This window comes from Leptospira sp. GIMC2001 (assembly GCF_028462125.1).
Taxonomy (GTDB): domain Bacteria; phylum Spirochaetota; class Leptospiria; order Leptospirales; family Leptospiraceae.
In genome coordinates this window covers 365,476-383,253 of the sequence record NZ_CP115468.1, presented here as the reverse complement: position 1 = coordinate 383,253, position 17,778 = coordinate 365,476, and the positions used below count along the sequence as shown (strand labels likewise).

The 17,778-nt window shown below is 36.3% G+C and carries 15 protein-coding genes; 9 read left to right on the top strand and 6 right to left on the bottom strand.

What is annotated here, in order from left to right; all coding sequences use genetic code 11:
- Positions 1 to 109 precede the first annotated feature (109 nt).
- The 3 genes from O4O04_RS03275 to O4O04_RS03265 are packed head-to-tail and all read left to right on the top strand — an operon-like array spanning position 110 to position 5,257.
- Entirely contained in the window at positions 110 to 2,005 is a 1,896-nt protein-coding gene (locus O4O04_RS03275; protein ID WP_272534159.1) for an adenylate/guanylate cyclase domain-containing protein, read from the top strand.
- Entirely contained in the window at positions 2,002 to 4,119 is a 2,118-nt protein-coding gene (locus tag O4O04_RS03270) for a FecR domain-containing protein (protein WP_272534157.1), read from the top strand. The genes O4O04_RS03275 and O4O04_RS03270 overlap by 4 nt, the downstream gene beginning before the upstream one ends.
- On the top strand, positions 4,109 to 5,257 hold the full coding sequence (locus O4O04_RS03265; RefSeq protein ID WP_272534156.1) for a hypothetical protein: 1,149 nt from the start codon (positions 4,109 to 4,111) through the stop codon (positions 5,255 to 5,257). Before O4O04_RS03270 ends, O4O04_RS03265 begins: the two co-directional genes overlap by 11 nt.
- A gap of 12 nt (positions 5,258 to 5,269) precedes the next feature.
- On the opposite strand, the gene O4O04_RS03260 is transcribed toward O4O04_RS03265, so the two are convergent.
- Positions 5,270 to 5,725, bottom strand: coding sequence for a DUF2452 domain-containing protein (locus O4O04_RS03260; RefSeq protein WP_272534154.1), 456 nt, complete (start codon positions 5,723 to 5,725; stop codon positions 5,270 to 5,272).
- Between the two features lie 88 nt (positions 5,726 to 5,813).
- On the opposite strand from O4O04_RS03260, the gene O4O04_RS03255 reads away from it, so the two are divergent.
- Positions 5,814 to 6,467: a DsbA family oxidoreductase gene (locus tag O4O04_RS03255; RefSeq protein ID WP_272534152.1), complete on the top strand. Its 654-nt coding sequence runs from the start codon at positions 5,814 to 5,816 to the stop codon at positions 6,465 to 6,467.
- A 4-nt stretch (positions 6,468 to 6,471) separates the two neighbouring features.
- Here O4O04_RS03255 and O4O04_RS03250 read toward each other — a convergent pair whose 3' ends face one another.
- Positions 6,472 to 8,904 (bottom strand): hybrid sensor histidine kinase/response regulator, encoded by a 2,433-nt coding sequence (locus tag O4O04_RS03250; protein WP_272534151.1) that lies wholly within the window; start codon positions 8,902 to 8,904, stop codon positions 6,472 to 6,474.
- Positions 8,905 to 9,088: 184 nt separating this feature from the next.
- Here O4O04_RS03250 and O4O04_RS03245 point away from each other — a divergent pair, with 184 nt between their 5' ends.
- The 4 genes from O4O04_RS03245 to O4O04_RS03230 all read left to right on the top strand — a co-directional run bounded on the left by O4O04_RS03245 (position 9,089) and on the right by O4O04_RS03230 (position 12,355).
- A complete protein-coding gene (locus O4O04_RS03245) occupies positions 9,089 to 9,814 on the top strand; it encodes an NRDE family protein (protein ID WP_272534150.1) in 726 nt (241 codons plus the stop codon).
- A 236-nt stretch (positions 9,815 to 10,050) separates the two neighbouring features.
- On the top strand, positions 10,051 to 10,620 hold the full coding sequence (locus O4O04_RS03240; RefSeq protein ID WP_272534149.1) for a hypothetical protein: 570 nt from the start codon (positions 10,051 to 10,053) through the stop codon (positions 10,618 to 10,620).
- Positions 10,621 to 10,636: 16 nt separating this feature from the next.
- A complete protein-coding gene (locus tag O4O04_RS03235; RefSeq protein ID WP_272534147.1) occupies positions 10,637 to 11,509 on the top strand; it encodes an SH3 domain-containing protein in 873 nt (290 codons plus the stop codon).
- 12 nt (positions 11,510 to 11,521) lie between these two features.
- On the top strand, positions 11,522 to 12,355 hold the full coding sequence (locus tag O4O04_RS03230; RefSeq protein WP_272534145.1) for a DUF3108 domain-containing protein: 834 nt from the start codon (positions 11,522 to 11,524) through the stop codon (positions 12,353 to 12,355).
- Positions 12,356 to 12,404: 49 nt separating this feature from the next.
- On the opposite strand, the gene O4O04_RS03225 is transcribed toward O4O04_RS03230, so the two are convergent.
- The 3 genes from O4O04_RS03225 to amt all read right to left on the bottom strand — a co-directional run bounded on the left by O4O04_RS03225 (position 12,405) and on the right by amt (position 16,223).
- Positions 12,405 to 12,989 (bottom strand): NAD(P)H-dependent oxidoreductase, encoded by a 585-nt coding sequence (locus O4O04_RS03225; RefSeq protein WP_272534144.1) that lies wholly within the window; start codon positions 12,987 to 12,989, stop codon positions 12,405 to 12,407.
- 7 nt (positions 12,990 to 12,996) lie between these two features.
- Positions 12,997 to 13,881, bottom strand: coding sequence for a glycosyltransferase (locus O4O04_RS03220; protein ID WP_272534143.1), 885 nt, complete (start codon positions 13,879 to 13,881; stop codon positions 12,997 to 12,999).
- Positions 13,882 to 14,093: 212 nt separating this feature from the next.
- Positions 14,094 to 16,223, bottom strand: coding sequence for an ammonium transporter (gene amt / locus O4O04_RS03215; RefSeq protein ID WP_272534141.1), 2,130 nt, complete (start codon positions 16,221 to 16,223; stop codon positions 14,094 to 14,096).
- 128 nt (positions 16,224 to 16,351) lie between these two features.
- On the opposite strand from amt, the gene O4O04_RS03210 reads away from it, so the two are divergent.
- Positions 16,352 to 17,332, top strand: coding sequence for a zinc-binding dehydrogenase (locus O4O04_RS03210; RefSeq protein WP_272534140.1), 981 nt, complete (start codon positions 16,352 to 16,354; stop codon positions 17,330 to 17,332).
- A gap of 92 nt (positions 17,333 to 17,424) precedes the next feature.
- On the opposite strand, the gene O4O04_RS03205 is transcribed toward O4O04_RS03210, so the two are convergent.
- Positions 17,425 to 17,739 (bottom strand): HPF/RaiA family ribosome-associated protein, encoded by a 315-nt coding sequence (locus O4O04_RS03205; RefSeq protein WP_272534139.1) that lies wholly within the window; start codon positions 17,737 to 17,739, stop codon positions 17,425 to 17,427.
- Positions 17,740 to 17,778: the final 39 nt, after the last annotated feature.

Here is a 17,778-nt window from a genome sequence, read left to right as displayed (position 1 = left end):
TTAAACTACTTATTTTAAAATGGAAAAAAATTTCCGACCTTCAAAAGTCACAATTCGTATTAAACTTTTAGGGATCATTTTAGCGATTATAATATCTGGATTGTCTTTAATGATTTTTCTTGCTTCTTATTTCTTTTTAGATGATTCTGAGAAGAGAGTTCAAGAAAACAACTTGGCAATTGTAGATGTAATTGGTCAAAAAGTTGAATCTGAATTAAGAAGTAATTCTTTTACATTAATTAGTTTCGCGAACTTGCAATTGCAGAGTTCCGATACAAGTTTAAAAAGGTCTTACGAGCAGGAATTATTTACAAATCATCCCAATTTTATTTATGTTGGTCTGCTTGATCAGAAAGACGGCAAACCATTTATTACAAAGCAGTTTCTTAACTCTAAATATGCTGAAGAAAATGCCTTAGCTTTCGATTCTTTTATTCAAGTAAATCGCAGCTTTGAGTCAGAATACATTAAATCTTTTCGAGGAGCATCCACTCTATTCAATGCAAGTCCTGGATTTGTGACTCCAATTCTTGGACTGTCAATTCCATGGAAAAGAAGTGGCAAAAATTATACTATATTAGTATATCTTGATTCTATTGAGTTTCTGAAAACCTTCCAAGGACAGGGTATCAACACAACCTATCTAGTCAATGAAGCCGGTGACTTATTAGCTCATCCGAACACAGAGCTAGTTATAGCTGGCAAATCTTTTGCAGATCAACCCATTGTAAAATCACTTCTGGAATCCAAAATTGACAATGGACAAACTAAATATAAAGATGAGCAAGGTCATGTTTTTCTTGGATCATTCAAGAAATTATGGGATACAGGACTAGGTATCATATCAACCGTTGAGTCCGACAAAGCTTTCGAAGAAGTTTATAATATTCAAAGACGGAATATCATTTTTCTCTTAATAATTATTAATCTTTCAATTGTTATTGTATTCTTATTCTCTAGAACCATCTCTAATCCAATCCGACTTTTGGTTGAAGCAACCAAGCAAGTTGAACAAGGAAATTTTCAAGTAGATATCGAGCCAAGTTCAGGCGATGAAGTGGGTGTACTTACCAACTCATTCCGCTCGATGGCAGTTGGATTAGAAGAAAGAGAAAAAGTAAAAAGCATTCTCGGTAGCATGATTGACCCTGTGGTTGTTCAAGAAGCCATGAAAGATATGGAAGCTTTGAAGCGAGGTAAAGAGGAAGAAATTACCGCTTTCTTTTCCGATGTTGCAAGCTTTTCTACAATATCCGAACAATTATCTTCTGTTGATTTAGCGAACTTATTGAATGAATATTTATCTGCGATGACGATCATCCTCAAGAGTCATGAAGGTGTTCTAGATAAATACATAGGTGATGCTATAGTAGCTATCTATAATGCACCCGTCCATGTTCCAGATCACGCAATAAAAGCCGCTCGAGCATCTTTACAAATGAATAAGAAACTTGGAGAACTTAGACAATACTGGACGAAGAACAATCTGTATTCTAAAGAAGCACAAGAAATGGATGCTCGAATTGGTCTCAACACTGGACCTGCTAAAGTTGGATTCATGGGCACCGACGATCTAGCTTCATATACAATGATGGGAGATACTGTTAATCTAGCAGCAAGATTGGAAGCAGCCGGCAAAGATTACGGAGTAAATATTCTAATAAGCGAAAATACTAATGAACGTGTAAAAAATGTCATGTTCACAAGGCATCTAGATTTGGTTCGAGTAAAAGGTAAAAATGAACCAGTTCGAATCTATGAACTGATTGCAGAAATTTCAGATGCTACTTCCAATCAGAAATCAAATGGGCAACTGTACGAAGAAGGGTTCAAATTCTATTTGTCAAGAGAATGGAAAAAGGCTATAGACAAGTTCCAGGAAGCCGATAGAGCAAGAGGAACAAAGGACAAATCCGCAAGAATGTTGATTGAGAGATGTGAATATTTCCTAAAAGAACCTCCGGCTGAATCATGGGATGGAGTGTTCACAAGGACAACTAAATGACATCATTCTTTCTCAAAGCCAAAGCAATCACTGCTTGGAAGGCATGGGAAAAATATTTCCTTTCTTTCGAAGCTATTGCCATATTAATATTAGGTCTGCTGCTTTATGCAGATTTTCAGCGAAGACTCGACGCCGGAACTAGAGAACAAATCGGAATCATTTCATTTAAACAAAAAACCGTTCAGAGAAAATATTCAGATCGAGTTGTCTGGGAGACCATGGAGCAGAGCTTTCCTCTATACAACCAAGATTCAATTCGTACGGGAGATCTATCTGATGCCGAGATCACCCTAAATGACGGGACAAAACTGGAAGTGGACGAGAACACTTTGATCGTACTAAATATTACCCAAGCTGAAAAGGAAATTGATTTTGCTTATGGATCTCTCTCAGCAAATCGAGCAGACTCTGATGGCGGAAGCGGATTGTCGATTCGGTCGGGTGAAGCTTTAGTATCGCTAGATAAATCCGATGTCAATCTAGTTCAAGAGAAAGACAAAGATTTGGTCGTTGACGTTAAAGCAGGATTCGCAAACCTTATGTTTGGTGGCAAAGAGAATAAAATTTCAGATGGTGAAAAGGCTGTCATTTCAGGAAATGAAACTGAAATCCAACAAAAACCATTTAGAGTAATTTATCCTCCTTCGAATCATAGAGTTCAATCTTTTGGAAGCGCAGTTCAAGTTGAATTTACAATTGATGGCTATGATAAAAATAAAAATGCTAACTTGGAGTTTTCAAGATCTAGAACTTTTGCAAGCGTATTGTCACGAAGAAAAATTGATTCTGAAAAATTTAAAGAATCTTTTCAAGATGGTCTTTACTTCTGGCGAGCTGTGCTAGATGGCAAAACCATTTCACAGGGAAGAGTTTCTGTTCTGAAAATTCAAGCACCAAGATTAGTAAGTCCTACCAATAATGCAAAAATTTTCACAAGCAAAGAAACTTCTTTGGTATCTTTTTCTTGGATTCAAGAAAAAGAAATCAGTCAATCAACGATTGAGATTGCGTCAGATGCAAATTTTCAAAATATTATTTCTTCCAAAAATTCCCGGGGATCGTCCATCGCAGTTGACCTGCCAGATGGTAGTTACTATTGGAGAGTTAGATCTTCAGTCTCAGAAAGCCTCGAGCCCGTAACATCACTTGTGCAGAATTTGGAAGTAACGAAAGAAGAACCAACAGTTGCACCCATCTTAATGCATCCAAAATCAGGTGATGTATTTTCTGACGTTTTAGTTACTAGCTCAGGAATAAGTTTTTTCTGGTCAACTAACAAAGGATATACTGGATACGAATTGGAGATTTCACAAAGAAGAGACTTTTCCGATCCAATACGACTCACAATTCAAGATAAGAATTCACTCGAATACAAAGGAAGCTTCGTTGTATCAAATTACTACTGGAGAGTTCGCGGAATCACACCAACTGGCAAGAAAAGCAATTACTCGAACTACTCTTCTTTTTCCATATCTGCTGTTGCAAAGAATATCTTCAATCTACAGTCAGACAATGTTGTTTCAGAATCTGCTGCCCTTCGAGATGGAGTCACCTTGCGTTGGAAGAAGTTGCCAGTCAATGGAACTTACGAAGTTGTAATGGCTAAGGATAAAGATTTCAAAAACGTTGTAAAAAAACTAGTTACCAATCTCAGTCAGGCCGAGATAAAAGAATTAAGTTCTGGAAAATATTTTTGGAAAGTAAGTCTATTGGATGAAGATGGTAAGCCCCAACTTGTATCCGATCCTCGAGAATTGAATGTAAACGATTCGCTTGGTCCAGTTTTCCCTAAGAATGGTGACAAAGTCAATATGTCACAACGAAACTCTCTCAAATTTGAATGGGAGCGTCGTTCAGATATCAACAGTTATGTGATTGTTCTGTATCAGAAAATTGGTCAAGAAAAAAGACAGATTCTACAAAAATCAACCAATAAGAATATATTTGAAATGGATGAGTTGGATTTACTTGATCAAGGATATTTCGAATGGGAGATCTATTACGAAGAAAGTGGAGAAAGACGAAAAGAGTTTAATTCTAATTTCTCAATAGACCTTGATCCAATGCCAGATCAACTTGAATTCTTAACTCCCAAGGTTCAGTATGCGGATTAATTTAGTTCCACAATTTTTATCCCTACTGATTTTGTTTTTTATATTTTCGATTTCTATCAATGGAGATGAAATTGAAGTTGGTCAATCCATTAAATGGAAGGCAATTCCAGGAGCCAGCGGATATAAATTGGACTTAGAAGATGATAAAGGAAATGCGATTCTTTCTAGAAATATAGAAACCAATACTCTTCAATTAGAACTCGGAGTTGGTAAATATAGATTCAGAATATCGGCTCTTAATAAGTTTAAAAAGATCGGCCGAGTCTATGACTGGCAACAACTCATTGTTAAACCGATCGATGCACCGAAAGTTAAAGAAAGCCCCGCAGTTTTTAATCCAAAAAGTTCCAAGAAAGATTTTCTTGTCAAAGGTGACAATCTATATCAAAGAACAGCAGTTACATTAAAATCAAAAGACAATAAGTATATAAAAGCAAAGGTTGAAGTATTGCCAGATGGATCCGGAATTCGCGTAATCGTTCCAGAAAACTTACCTGATGGTGATTACTCGATTGTTTTCAAAAATGTTGTTGGAAAACCTGCTGAAAGAAATGTAGCAATAGATTCTTATCGTCCTACAGAAATGAAAGTTGTAGAAGACCGACCATCGATTTTTGGAATTGGTGACACATCAGACTCGAAATCATCAGACCCAAAAGAACCCCAAACCAAAGGAAGTAAAATGTGGTCTATGTTTTGGCGACAAGCATTGATACCAGGCTGGGGACATTATTACGGAGGCCATAAAAAGACTGGAGCTTTCTATTTTATTGGTTCTGTTGCTGGAATGGCACATTTTCAAGCAGAATATCATAAATCTAATGTTAGACGAAATAATTACGAAAATTCGGGTAATTTACTTACTTTATTAAGTTTGAATGGAAATACGGATGTAACTCTTGAAACTGTCGGACAATTCAATCTGCAAAATAATTTCGACAAAGCAGAAATTTCAAGAGCACGGACAACACAAGCTGGGAACGGACTTCTTGCTTTTTATCTAATTTCGCTAGTACATGTTGTAATCACGGGCGCATCCGAAGAAACAGACCAAACATTTTTTATAGAATCCATTCCTGAATTTTGGCTTAACCAAGTGGGAACTAAGTATACTGCCGGATATACAAAAAGATTCTAAAGAATGATATCTTTAAGCTTCCAAGTCAATTCTTTCGAAGCTACGATCTCCACGCATAATATAGGAACCTAAATAAGAATGTGGGGGATTGCCGCCCCATTCTTCTGGTGACACAAAAGAGAAGTATTTCATTTGATCTGCCTTTACATAGAGATGGATAGGTTGATTTACTTGCTTTTCAAAATTGCATTTGACTTGGTGCAACTCAGCATCGGTTGCAGCTTGATCAACAATTCGTTTAGCCTCTTCTTGTAAGTTCCGAATTTGTTTTAGTATCAATTCTAATTTACCACTTGTATGGGATTGAATAGATTCATGTGCAAGTTCGATTTCCCGTGCACGATCCACCAGACGAATCGCGGGCGCCAATCTACTTGTTCCATAAGTAAGGATTCTACGATCATCAATGGCTGATTTGGTTTTGATAGATTCAGTACTGCTGACAGGTTGTTCTTCTTTGCTTGGCACAATCCCAAAATGCTATCATTACCCTCTTTGTAAAATTAAATTCCAATTTTCTTTTGTACTTTCGATCTCAGGGAATCGTCTAAAAAACATGCAGTTCGAAGTACAAATAGTCTCAGATGTCGTATGCCCTTGGTGCTATATTGGTAAAAAGAACTGGGAAAGTGCAGTTGAGAATTGGGCAAAACGTAACCCCAATCATAAAATAGATCAAGAATGGAAAGCATTTCGTCTGGATCCTACTCTGCCTGAGGAAGGTAAACCTCGCGAAGAAGTGATGCAAGCAAAATTTGGAAATCTTGATCGCGTTCATTCTTTGTTCGAACAAGTAAAAAAGGTTGCAAACCAAGTTGGAATTGAGATGGATTTTAAACCTGGCGTAACCCAACCCAATACACTTCATGCACACCGGCTCATTCGTTTAGGCAAAAAATTTCAGATTGAAAATCAATTAGCGGAAGCTTTGTTTGCTGAATACTTTATCCATAACGGCAATTTGGCGGACAAGGACAACCTGACTCGAATTGCTATAGAAAATGGAATTCCGGAAGAAGAAATTCAAAAATTCTGGGACGAAAAATGGGGCGAAAAAGATACAATTGATGAAGAGATAAATATGAGATCGATGGGCGTGACGGGTGTTCCATTTTTTATCATCAATGAAAAATACGCATTCAGTGGTGCTCAGCCACCTGATGTCATCGAGAAAATACTTGACCAAATCTTAGTTGAAGCCATAACTTAAGAACTTATAAATTTCTGCCTTTCGACCACTTCTGGATCAAAGAATTCAAACTATCTGAATTGAAAGGCTTCGCTAAATAATCATCCATTCCATACTTGAAATAGGAATCTATATCAGACAGAACTGTGTTTGCCGTTATAGCGATTATCACGGGTTGTTTAATTGTCTCCAAAAGTCGTATCCTCTTGGTTGCATCAACTCCATCCATATCAGGCATTTGAATATCCATTAATATAATATTATATTCTTTTATTTGTATCTTCTCCAATACTTCTATTCCCGTTCGAGCTAAATCTGCCGAGTAACCCAATGATCTTAAAAATTTAAGTAATACTTGCTGATTGATTTCGTTGTCTTCGGCGATCAATATATTGAGTTTGTCAATCTCATTGCTCGATTCATCGATTGACTTCATGTCTTTCACGGCATATTGATTCGCGCCAGGAGGCATCATGATAGTATTTTTATTTACGAATTTTTTTGCTTTTGGATCTGATTGGCTGTCATCTTTTAATACTTCAGTGGGTATAGTAAAATGAAATGTAGATCCCTCCCCTAATTTACTTTCCAGCCAAATTCTCCCAGACATTAAATGAACTAGTCTGGATGATATAGCAAGACCCAATCCGGTTCCGCCATATTTTCTTGTGATCGAAGAATCAACCTGATAGAAAGAATCAAAAAGCTTATCAATTTTATCTGCTGATATTCCAATTCCAGTATCAGATACAGATATGTGAATTTTCGGATAAAAAGTATGCATCGCTTCCATCCGTGCAGAAATAATTATCTTACCTTCACTTGTGAACTTTAAAGCATTGCTAGTAAGATTAAGCAAAATCTGATTGAATCGAATAGGATCAGCAACTATCCGATCAGGTAGATTAGGTTCCAAGTCTGCTATCAGCTCAATATTTTTTTCCGAAGCAGATCTTTTGTATAATGCAATTATTTCATAAATACATCGCTTAACATCAAATTCATGGAATTCAAGTTCTAATCGATTCATTTCCATCTTGGAAAAATCCAAAATATCATTGAGTATAACCACTAAGGTTTTGCCACTAGAATGAATGATCTCAACGAATTCCTTCTGCTCTTCATCCAGATCCGTTTTCATAAGCAGTTCAGTAATTCCAAGAACTCCATTCATTGGTGTTCTAATTTCATGGCTCATCATCGCAAGAAAAGATGACTTAGCTTGATTCATTGTGTCAGAATAGATCTTCTGCTTTTTTAAAACATTGATACGATGAGCTAGGCCAATAGAGAGAAAAACTACTTCTAATACAGAGCCGATCTGCATCGAATAAAGCGTAAAGAAATTAACAGGCAGTAACTTCATTGTACGAAGAACGGCCGATCCACCGCCGATTAGTATGAACAAAAATCCCAATGAAAAATACAAGGCAGGTTTGTAGCCCCTTTTCAAAGCAAAAAACCCCGACGCCTGTACTGTGATCAAGGTGTTCAGAGCCAATGCATTTAAAATTCTTGTGTATACTGAATAATCTTCAAGCACGGAAATTGCTATCACAATCACCATTGCAAGAAAAACCTGAGGATAGTATATCCATCGATAGGACGGAATTGTGCGATCTATATTTAGAAAAAAGCCACTATATAAGAATGCAAATATGATTGATATTCCTATTAATATATTATTTGCTCGAATTCCCCAATAAGGCGAGTTAGACCAGAAATATTGATATCCAAAACCATTCTGTGAAAAAACAAAAAGTGAAGTGGCTAGAATAAATAGGACGTATATAAAATAGCTAAAATCACGAGTGAATATAAATAGAAAGAAGTTATAAAACAACATAACTACTATTATGCCATAATATAGACCAAAAACAAAATTTTCCTTAGTATCACGTTGATAGAAATCAAATTTCTCTGAAATCCCTAAAGAAACTATGACTATAGACTGCGATTGAAAACGAAAATAAATTGTAGATTTCTGATTAGGATTGATTTCGACAGGAAATAAAAGTTTTCTATGTTCTAAAGGTCTGTTAGAAAAAGGGAACTTCAATCCCGTCTCATAGTTTTGCTTTAGAACGCCATTCTCGTAATGGTAAACCTTGAGATCTTGTATCATTGGAAAATTCTGATCTATAATCCAATCCCGATAATTGCTGTGGTTTTCAATTTCTACTCGAACCCAATACGCCGATTTCGTATAGCCGTAATTTGGTGCAATTTCTTTAGATAGAATAAACTTCTCTTGAATTTGAGGTTTCAGAATATCTTCAAGAGTTAAAACTGCAGTATCATCTTGCAAAATAAATAATTTATTACTAAAGCCTTGGAATAATTGGGAATCTTCTAGAACTAAGGATCTAGATTCCAAATCAATTATTTCTTGGCTTTCTAAATACGGAGAAAAAAGAAGTGATATAATAAAAATTAAAATGATGGAGATTCTATTCATTATTCTTAGATGAATCAAATATTCTGAACGGCTTTTCAATGTTCAACAGTAACATATTCTTTCCACTCAAGAAAAGATAAAGATGAAAATTTCTAAACTCAAAATATATTATTTGTCCAATTCGTTTTTTTTACTAAATAATTACTTTGCATATGGAAATAGTTTGTCAGAAATTGAATATTAAATGTGTCTAATCGTTTTTTCCTATAAGTATCCTTCAGACTACTTTTTAGTATTAGCTTCCAATCGCGATGAATTTTACTCGAGGGCAACATCGCAGGCAGATTACTGGCAAGAAGATCCATCTATCTGGGGAGGAAGGGATCTTTTGAACAATGGTACTTGGCTAGGGATTGGAAAAGAGAATAGATTTGCATTTTTAACAAATTATAGAAATCTCCGCCTGCCTCCTATCAAGAATCCGATTTCACGCGGACATTTGGTACGGGATTTTCTTTTGGGAAACGATTCACCAGATACGTATAAAAATTTAGTCCTTGAAAAAAAGGATTCATATGAAGGATTCAATTTGGTATTCGGAGATCAAAATCAGGCATTCTATCTGAATAATAAAAAAAATCTAAGCTATCGATTGGAGCCAGGTATCTACGGTTTATCGAATGGTGTTTTGAATGAAAGTTGGCCCAAAACAGATCGAACTAAATCTGCATTTACTGACCTTTTGAACCAGAATAAACTCAATGATTCTGATGCATTTTTTTCTATCTTAAGTGACCGAAGCTTTGCAAGAGTTGAAGAACTGCCCGATACAGGACTAGGAATGGAACGAGAATTGGCAATCTCTGCCCCCTTCATTGAAGTCCCTGGATACGGAACAAGGTCATCTTGTTATGTCGCATTGCCTCATCAGGGAAAAGCGATTTTGCAAGAAAAAGTTTATGTTCCTTAACCTAATTTACCGTAATTCTTGACAGCTGTATATTCGATCTTATTAAAATGAGTTGCAAAAAATTTGGAGAATCTTAGTCTAAACTCTATATGTCTTACTTGAGATTAATCCTACCAATAGCAATTTTACTTGTAACTTCTTGCAAAACAAATAAGAGTGAGGTCGAGTTAGACCTTTCCTCCGCCCTCGGTGTCCTAAATGGACAAACCACTGTATTGTACTTGAGTGAGATCGATATGGAAAATACTCCTGATTGTGGTAAAGCATCTGTAGCTTCTGGAACAACGGGAACCACTGGAACTGGAACTGGCGTAGCTCAGAACACACAAGGTGGATCAAGTCAGACTAATAACGTTTATGCGATTGTTAGTACTTTTCAAATGGTATCAGACGAAATTCTCAACTTACGCTTTAACTACGATAGACGGCAAACTAAGGGTGCTATCAACCCTCAGCAAGGTTTTTCGCTTACAGGCGGAACCTTTGGTAATTCCGTTACTGGACGGCAAGGTACGATTGAGTGGGGTCAGGCAGGAATCAATCTCAATACGTCTGTAACAAATCAGCAGATAAACTTTTTGCAAGTTGATCTTGCATTAAAAGGTTCGTTCGTTGCGGGTCAAGGTACTACCAATCAACCTAATGTATGCAATACGCAAGATGGAGTCAATTGTACAGCAGGTCAAGCAAACACTCAATGTTTTACAGTAGATAATAGAGTATGTCTCGTTGATACGAATAGTGCTGATGCGAAACAAATTGATATTCGAGGAAAAATAACCTGCTTCGCACCGACTATCTTTTAAGAGCTCTTGAAAACTTATGAGAACTAAGAACCCAGGTAATAAAAATCAAATATTTTATCTGGTTTTCATTCTAATATTTTTCTTCTTTAACTCTAATCTTCTATTTTCTGATGACACTGCAAACCACTGGAATGATTCGATCGTTTTAAAAAAACTTGGTAAATCTGTGATTTTTGCAGAAAACGTCAACATCCGAGAAAAGCCTGAATCAAATTCCAAAGTAATCGCCAAACTACAACCAGGCACCAAAATTGAAATACTAGAACTAACTAATATTAAACTAACAATCGGCAATCAAACTGATCACTGGTATAAAATAAAAGTCGCTGGATCGACTGGATATATCTGGGGAGCTTTGATTGCAGATCGACAATATCCAATCGGTAAAAATCGTCTATTGATCCGAAACCTAGGTGTTCGCGATGGTAAAATTGAAATTCGAATATTAGATAATGCGAAGACAATTACCAAAGAAATTTTTGAAACAGGGCCTATCGGATTAGAGTCTGAATTTAAATTTCGAAACATCTCAATGAAAGGACTGAGCAATCCTCCAAAATACTTAATTGGAATTGACGCATTCATTTATTCGGAAATTGAATATGGTCTCACTCAAGAATTTATTTTCACAATCGATGCAAATTGGAAAATTAAGAAGCAATTCCATTGGCAAGAAGCTGCTTGTGATCCACCATCTTGTGCTGATTATTTTCTTCTGATGCCTACTGATTCTTTATCGGCTGATCCTAAAACGAAAAGAAAAGAAGCCAAAGGTAAAAAAGATAAAATTGTAATTTTAAATCACTTTTACGATATCGATGAACCCAATAGCCATGATTTTAGTTTTACTGAATATAAATGGAATGGAAGTGATTTTACTTTGGAATAAGGAACTTATGAGATGCCGCATAAGTATATCCTGCAAAACTTCATCAATAGACTTCTTTTAAGCCTAATAATAATTCCAACAATAACCAATCTATATCCTGAAACATCTTCCAAATATTCCGAGCATTTAGAATACAAAATTAAATGGAAGTATATGGTAGTTGGCTACAGTACTTTATCAAGACAAGAAAATATCTATTTCGAAGGCAATAAAGTCTGGATGTTCGAATCTACTGCTCGAGCAAATGCAGTAATACAAACTATTTTCCCAGTCAATGATAGAATCATAAGTCTGTGGGATCCAAAAAAATCAAGATCCTTGTGGCATGAGAAAAATTTGAGCGAAGGAGATTATAAAAGAATCAATCAAGTTCATTTCAACTATGAAGACAAAAAGGCAGTTTGGTGGCAGAAACAGTATTCTGGAAATGTTGATGATAGAGGATTATTTACGATATCCCCCGAGTGGAAATTTAAAAATGGTGTGATGGATCAAGTCAATGAAAATATGTATGACATCTTAAGCCTCATTCATATAACAAGAACCAATTCGCAAACACAAGCAGATCGAGATGAATTCTCTATACCGATATTTGATGACAGCCGTATATCAAACGTTAGCATTAAAATAATTGGCAATCAAACAATAGAAATGCATGTAAATGGGGGCTATCAGAATTTTGACTCGATTCTGGTGGAACCGAAAATTGAGACGTCTGGATTATTCAAATCCAATGGCAGAATCCAGGTTTGGGTTTCTAATGATGAGAGGAGAATTCCCCTTAAGGTAAGAGCCGAAGTTCCAAATCTAGGAACCGTAGAAGCAAATCTATTCCGAATTCATTAAGATCACTAGATTCAATCAGCAAATGATTTGGAAAAATATGGAATTGAAATTATCTCTGAGATTCTTTGAAACCGAGTTTCTCCGCCTCAATCAATTTTTTTTCTAACCATTCTTTCTTTCTATATCGCATACTATCCAAAGTCCAAAATTTTACTGGCTTAACTCCGCAAAATTCTAATATCATATTCTTCATTAACTTCTCACCGGGTCTGCCATTCGCCAACCAATAATACCAATAGGGAGCATCCATAGTTGTAATCACTCGTGCAGATTTGCCAGTGAAGTATTTATCCCAGAATAGTGAATTGGGTTTGTATTTAAATGCGAAGCCCGGAAGGAAAACACGATCAATAAATCCTTTCATAAGTGCAGGCATAAATCCCCACCAAGTCGGATAGACGAAAACCAAATGATCTGAATCCGCAATTCGCTTCTTTGCTGAAAAAAGATCTCTTTCTAATTGAGTTCTTTTACGATATCCATGTTCAAGGACTAGCGAAAATCTCAATTCTCGCAATTTTAAATAAGTCACATTGGCATTGCCTTCACGTGCTCCCTTTGCATAAGCATCTGCCAAAGCTTCCGAATAGCTTTCCCTATCTGGATGACCTGATATGATTGTAATCCTTTTCATAAATTAATTATTTCTTAGAGGTGAATATATTGCCGACCATTTCTTTTATATTCTCCAAATTCTTTTCCCATTTATCTCGCTGTTCTTGAAATATGGAATTATCGGCAATCTTATTATAACTCTCTTCCATTTGGATTATTCGTTTTTCTAATTCATCAAGAAAGCTTTTATCACCTTTTTCTTTGGGATCAAAATTGGCAAATTCGTATTTGACAAAATCATCTTTGCGTATGCTTCCCTTCGTAAGTAGATGCATCTCTACTTGCATATACTTCTCGATCAGACTAAAGCGCCCTTCCTTCTCAAGTCTGCGAATGCTAACCATAAGCTCAGTGGATTGAATGAAGTGTAAAGGTCGAAATTTAGTCGCTCTTTCAACTAGATCATGATCTTCAGCCAGTTTTACAGTCTCATCAAATCCTTTGATTCGATCGAATAAACGTTTGGAAATAAATATACAAAAACCTGCAGCGCGAGGATTCAACCGCTGGTTAATCTTAACAAATAGATTGGAGAGCTTAAATAATACTTTATCTAATCTCAAGTCTGATTGGGGAGTAAACTCACAAGTTGCTAGGTCAACAAATTTTTCTTGAATCTCTGCATATGCCTTCTCGAGAAAATCTTTGGGTAGAACAACATCCGCGTCAAAAAAGAAAAGAAATTCACCAAGAGCAACTTCCGCTCCTTTGTTGCGCCCAACACCGGGAAGTCCACCAGGAACAACTTTTGCTCCTGCTTTCTTCGCTAAAGATTTGGTCTTATCAGTTGATCCGGCATCGGCTACAATAACTTCAAAGTCTTGGAAAGTTTGATTTTTTAAGTTTTCAAGTAATACAGGAAGCAAAGCTTCTTCATTGAGTGTTGGAATGATTACGCTGATTTTGGGCATGTCGATCTCGGTAAAATGGGATTTTCCCTTTCTCTCATATAGAGAATTTGAATACAAGAGAAATTTATTGTTTTTTAAATTACGATATCGGTAATAAATTTCTAACTATCAATTAGTTTTAATTTTTGTTTTGATAAGGTAAGATTGATCAAAATTTTCCATTACAATTCCACTTGAAATTGTGAGACATAAATTATTTTAGATTTTCATGCTTATACTTTACGATGAATTCCGAGGATTGTTGTGTCGTCTTGGATTGGCATGTTTTTTAGAAAATCTTTTTGATAATTCAATATAGAATCTAAGTATTTGCCTATTGGAATTTTACCTTTGTTTTTAACAATTTCATCTAATCTATGTTCACCGAACTCTTCGTTTTCGATATTGAATTCTTCGGTAAGACCATCGGTAAATAAAAGCAACTGACTATCTTGTCCAAAATCTAATTCTTGCGCAGAATACTTTGCATTCTGTAGAACGCCGATCATCCTCCCTTTCTTACCTAATTTAACAATATCTCCATGATTGATTAAATATTGGTTATTGTGACCTGCTGAAGAATATTTAATAATATTTCTATTTGTATCAATATCAACAATTATGCATGTAAAGAATTGATTCAGATTCTGGAAGGAATTTAAAAATTCATTGTTGAGATAAAATAACATCTCATGAACTGAATAAATAGATCGATTGAGCGATTCGTACAAAGTTTTTATCACCATTGTAATGAGAGCAGCTTGCACTCCATGGCCAGTTGCATCTGCGAGAAAAACACGAACCAAGCCTGGTTTTAACTCGGAAATATGGAAAAAATCTCCCCCGACTTTTGACAAAGGAATATATCGAATGCCAATCTCGAGTCCACCAATCAATTTGTCTTCTTGAGACAAAATACTCGATTGAATTTTGCTTGCTGTGGCTAGATCGCTCTGAATATGTTTTAGATTCTCTTCTAATTGATTGGTCAGCTCTTCTTTATCACGGATGTTAGTACGAATTTTATCTAAAACAAGATTGTATCGCTCCGCAATCTGCCCGACTTCAGTAAATGGCTCGATGGTCAAATTCGTACTTAGATCGCCTGTCTGCTTCTGATATTCCATTTCCATGAAAAGGTCAGTAAGCTCGGTGCTTGCACGATGCTCAGCATAATTCAATCCTTGCCTTTCATTATCAGTGGTAACTCTCAAACGATAGAAAGAATTCACGATCCCGAGAATTGTGAAGCTTGTAATCAAAGCGAAAACAGCACAAGTTAGAATTCCAACCAATTGAATTCCAATTTGAGAATACCGATCTAAACCAGTTCCGAGTAGATTGTAGTCACCAAATATACCAACCGCCAAAGTTCCCCATATACCTCCCGTTAGATGAACGGGAATTGCTCCGACAGCATCATCCAATTTGAATTTGTCGATCAAGATTCTGGTCTCAAACATGAGAATTCCTGCAATTATCCCGATTAAAATCGAATTAGCAGAACTTACTGCATGACAAGATGCAGTAATAGCGACCAATCCAGCTAAGGCTCCATTGAGCGGAAGAGTTGCTTCGGCATATTTCATGCGAATCCAACCGTAAATCAATGCAGCTGCCATTCCACCCGAAGCAGATAACATAGTATTGACGATAATTCCCGGAATCTTAGGAGAAAAAGATAGCGTACTTCCACCATTGAATCCTATCCATCCAAACCAAAGAATCAAAGTTCCAAGCATCGCAATTGGTAAATTGTGACCCGTAATATTTTTTACTTCGCCGTTTTTGCCATACTTTCCTGTTCTACTGCCAATGATTATCATGGCAACAAGTCCAACCCATCCACCGACACTGTGCACAACGGTTGAACCTGCAAAATCAACAAATCCTTGCTTGGCGAGCCAACCCGTACTATTTGTCCAGAGATATAATTCTTTGCCCCAAGCCCAATGTCCAAAAATCGGATAGATAGTGGAAGAGATCAAAGTTGTCACTATGATGTAAGCGCTAAATTTCATTCTTTCCGCAACAGCACCCGATACAATAGTTGCCGCGGTTCCGCAGAACATAAGTTGAAATAAAAAGAAAACAGGGATCTGAGGATCAGAGGAAGAAAATACTGTTAGAAAATTATCAGAACCAAAAATTCCCGCATAACTCGAACCATACATGAGTCCGAATCCGATAGAATAATAAACGATCGTAGCTATTCCAAAATCGGTGATATTTTTTATTGCAACGTTGATTGAGTTCTTAGTTCGGGTGAGTCCAGATTCCAAACATAGAAATCCAGCCTGCATAAAGAAGACAAGCCCAGAGCAAATTATTAACCATAAAATATCGAATTTGCCAAGCAACATAGACTATAAATTTTCAATTTCTTGTAACAGAGCAAGTCCGAAATGATCCAAAATCAATTCCTAGGAAATAAAATTTTCTCTAAATTAAATAGCTTTTCAATTTCTGATGCGATTCTAAAGTTTTGTCTATGAAAGGTATCATTCTCACCAACTACACCGAAAATCCACAATTAGAATTTAGCGCTGAACGAAAGAACCCAGAACTTAAGCCCAATCAAGTTTTAATCAAAAATGCATATGGAAGTATCAATCCGTCTGATCTTATGTTCCTTAGAGGACTTTACGGAATTAAGAAAAAATTGCCAGTTGTTCCAGGATTCGAAGGATCGGGAACTGTTGAAGAAGTCGGATCCGAAATCAAACATCTAAAAAAAGGAGATCGAGTTGCTTGTGTTTCGAGTTCGGGCGATGGAACTTGGGGTGAGTTCATGGCAACTGAAGAAGAGAATTGCATTCCATTATTGGATAGTGTTTCTCTTGAAGCTGGAGCCTCAATTTTCGTGAATCCTATGACAGCGTGGGCGATGGTCAATCGTGCAATTAAATCTGGACACACTGGCATAGTTCAAACTGCTGGAGCAAGTGCCTTAGGTAAAATGGTAGTTCGAATATGCAAAGAAAAGAATATACCGTTAATCAGTATAGTAAGGAGAGATGATCAAGTTGCAGCTCTTCATGAAATTGGCGCAGAACATGTTGTGAACTCAAGTAGTGCAAAATTCGATCGAGAGTTTATGGTACTTGCCAAAAAGCAAAATACAACCTATTTACTTGATGCAGTAGCGGGAGAGGTCGCAGGTAAGGCTTTGACGCTAATGCCTGCGAAATCAACTCTTCTATCTTACGGAGCTCTCTCAGAAAAAGAAATTCCGATACATGCAGGAATCATGATATTCCAAGACAAAAAAGTAGAAGGATTCTGGCTTACCTATTGGATTCAAGAGATTGGGATAGAAGCATTTCATAAAGAAGCAAGAGAAGTTCAGAAACATTTAGACACTACTTTCCATACAGTGGTCAATAAAATATTTCCTATTGAACAAGGTTCAGAAGCTGTCGACTATTACAGTAAAAATATGAGCTTGGGAAAAGTTTTGATTGGGGGCTAAATCTAAAAAAAGGTGGCAACTTTACGTCTACCACCTTTTTACAATTACAATAACCTAGTCGAATTAGGTTTTGTTTAAAAATTAGCTATGACTCAATGTTCCTTGATCTTAGAAATAGCTGTGTCTATAATTTTCTTTAATTTATCTGTAGCACCCGTTAATGCATGATCCAATGTATCAGCATGATGAGTGACTGCCATAGGTTGACGACCTTCCAATCTTGCTTCCATCATACATCTCTTGTCATCTCCTCCCTTCTTATTTCCATTTTCATCTTTTAAATGGACTTCAATTCGAGTAATATGATCACGAAATCTACCCAAAGAATCTTCTATTAAAGTTTTTGCATAATTAACTAATCGCTCACTGCCTTCGATGTTATGATCTGTATTAACTTGGACTTGCATTATAAACTCCTTATCTATCTCTAAATTTACACATTTTGG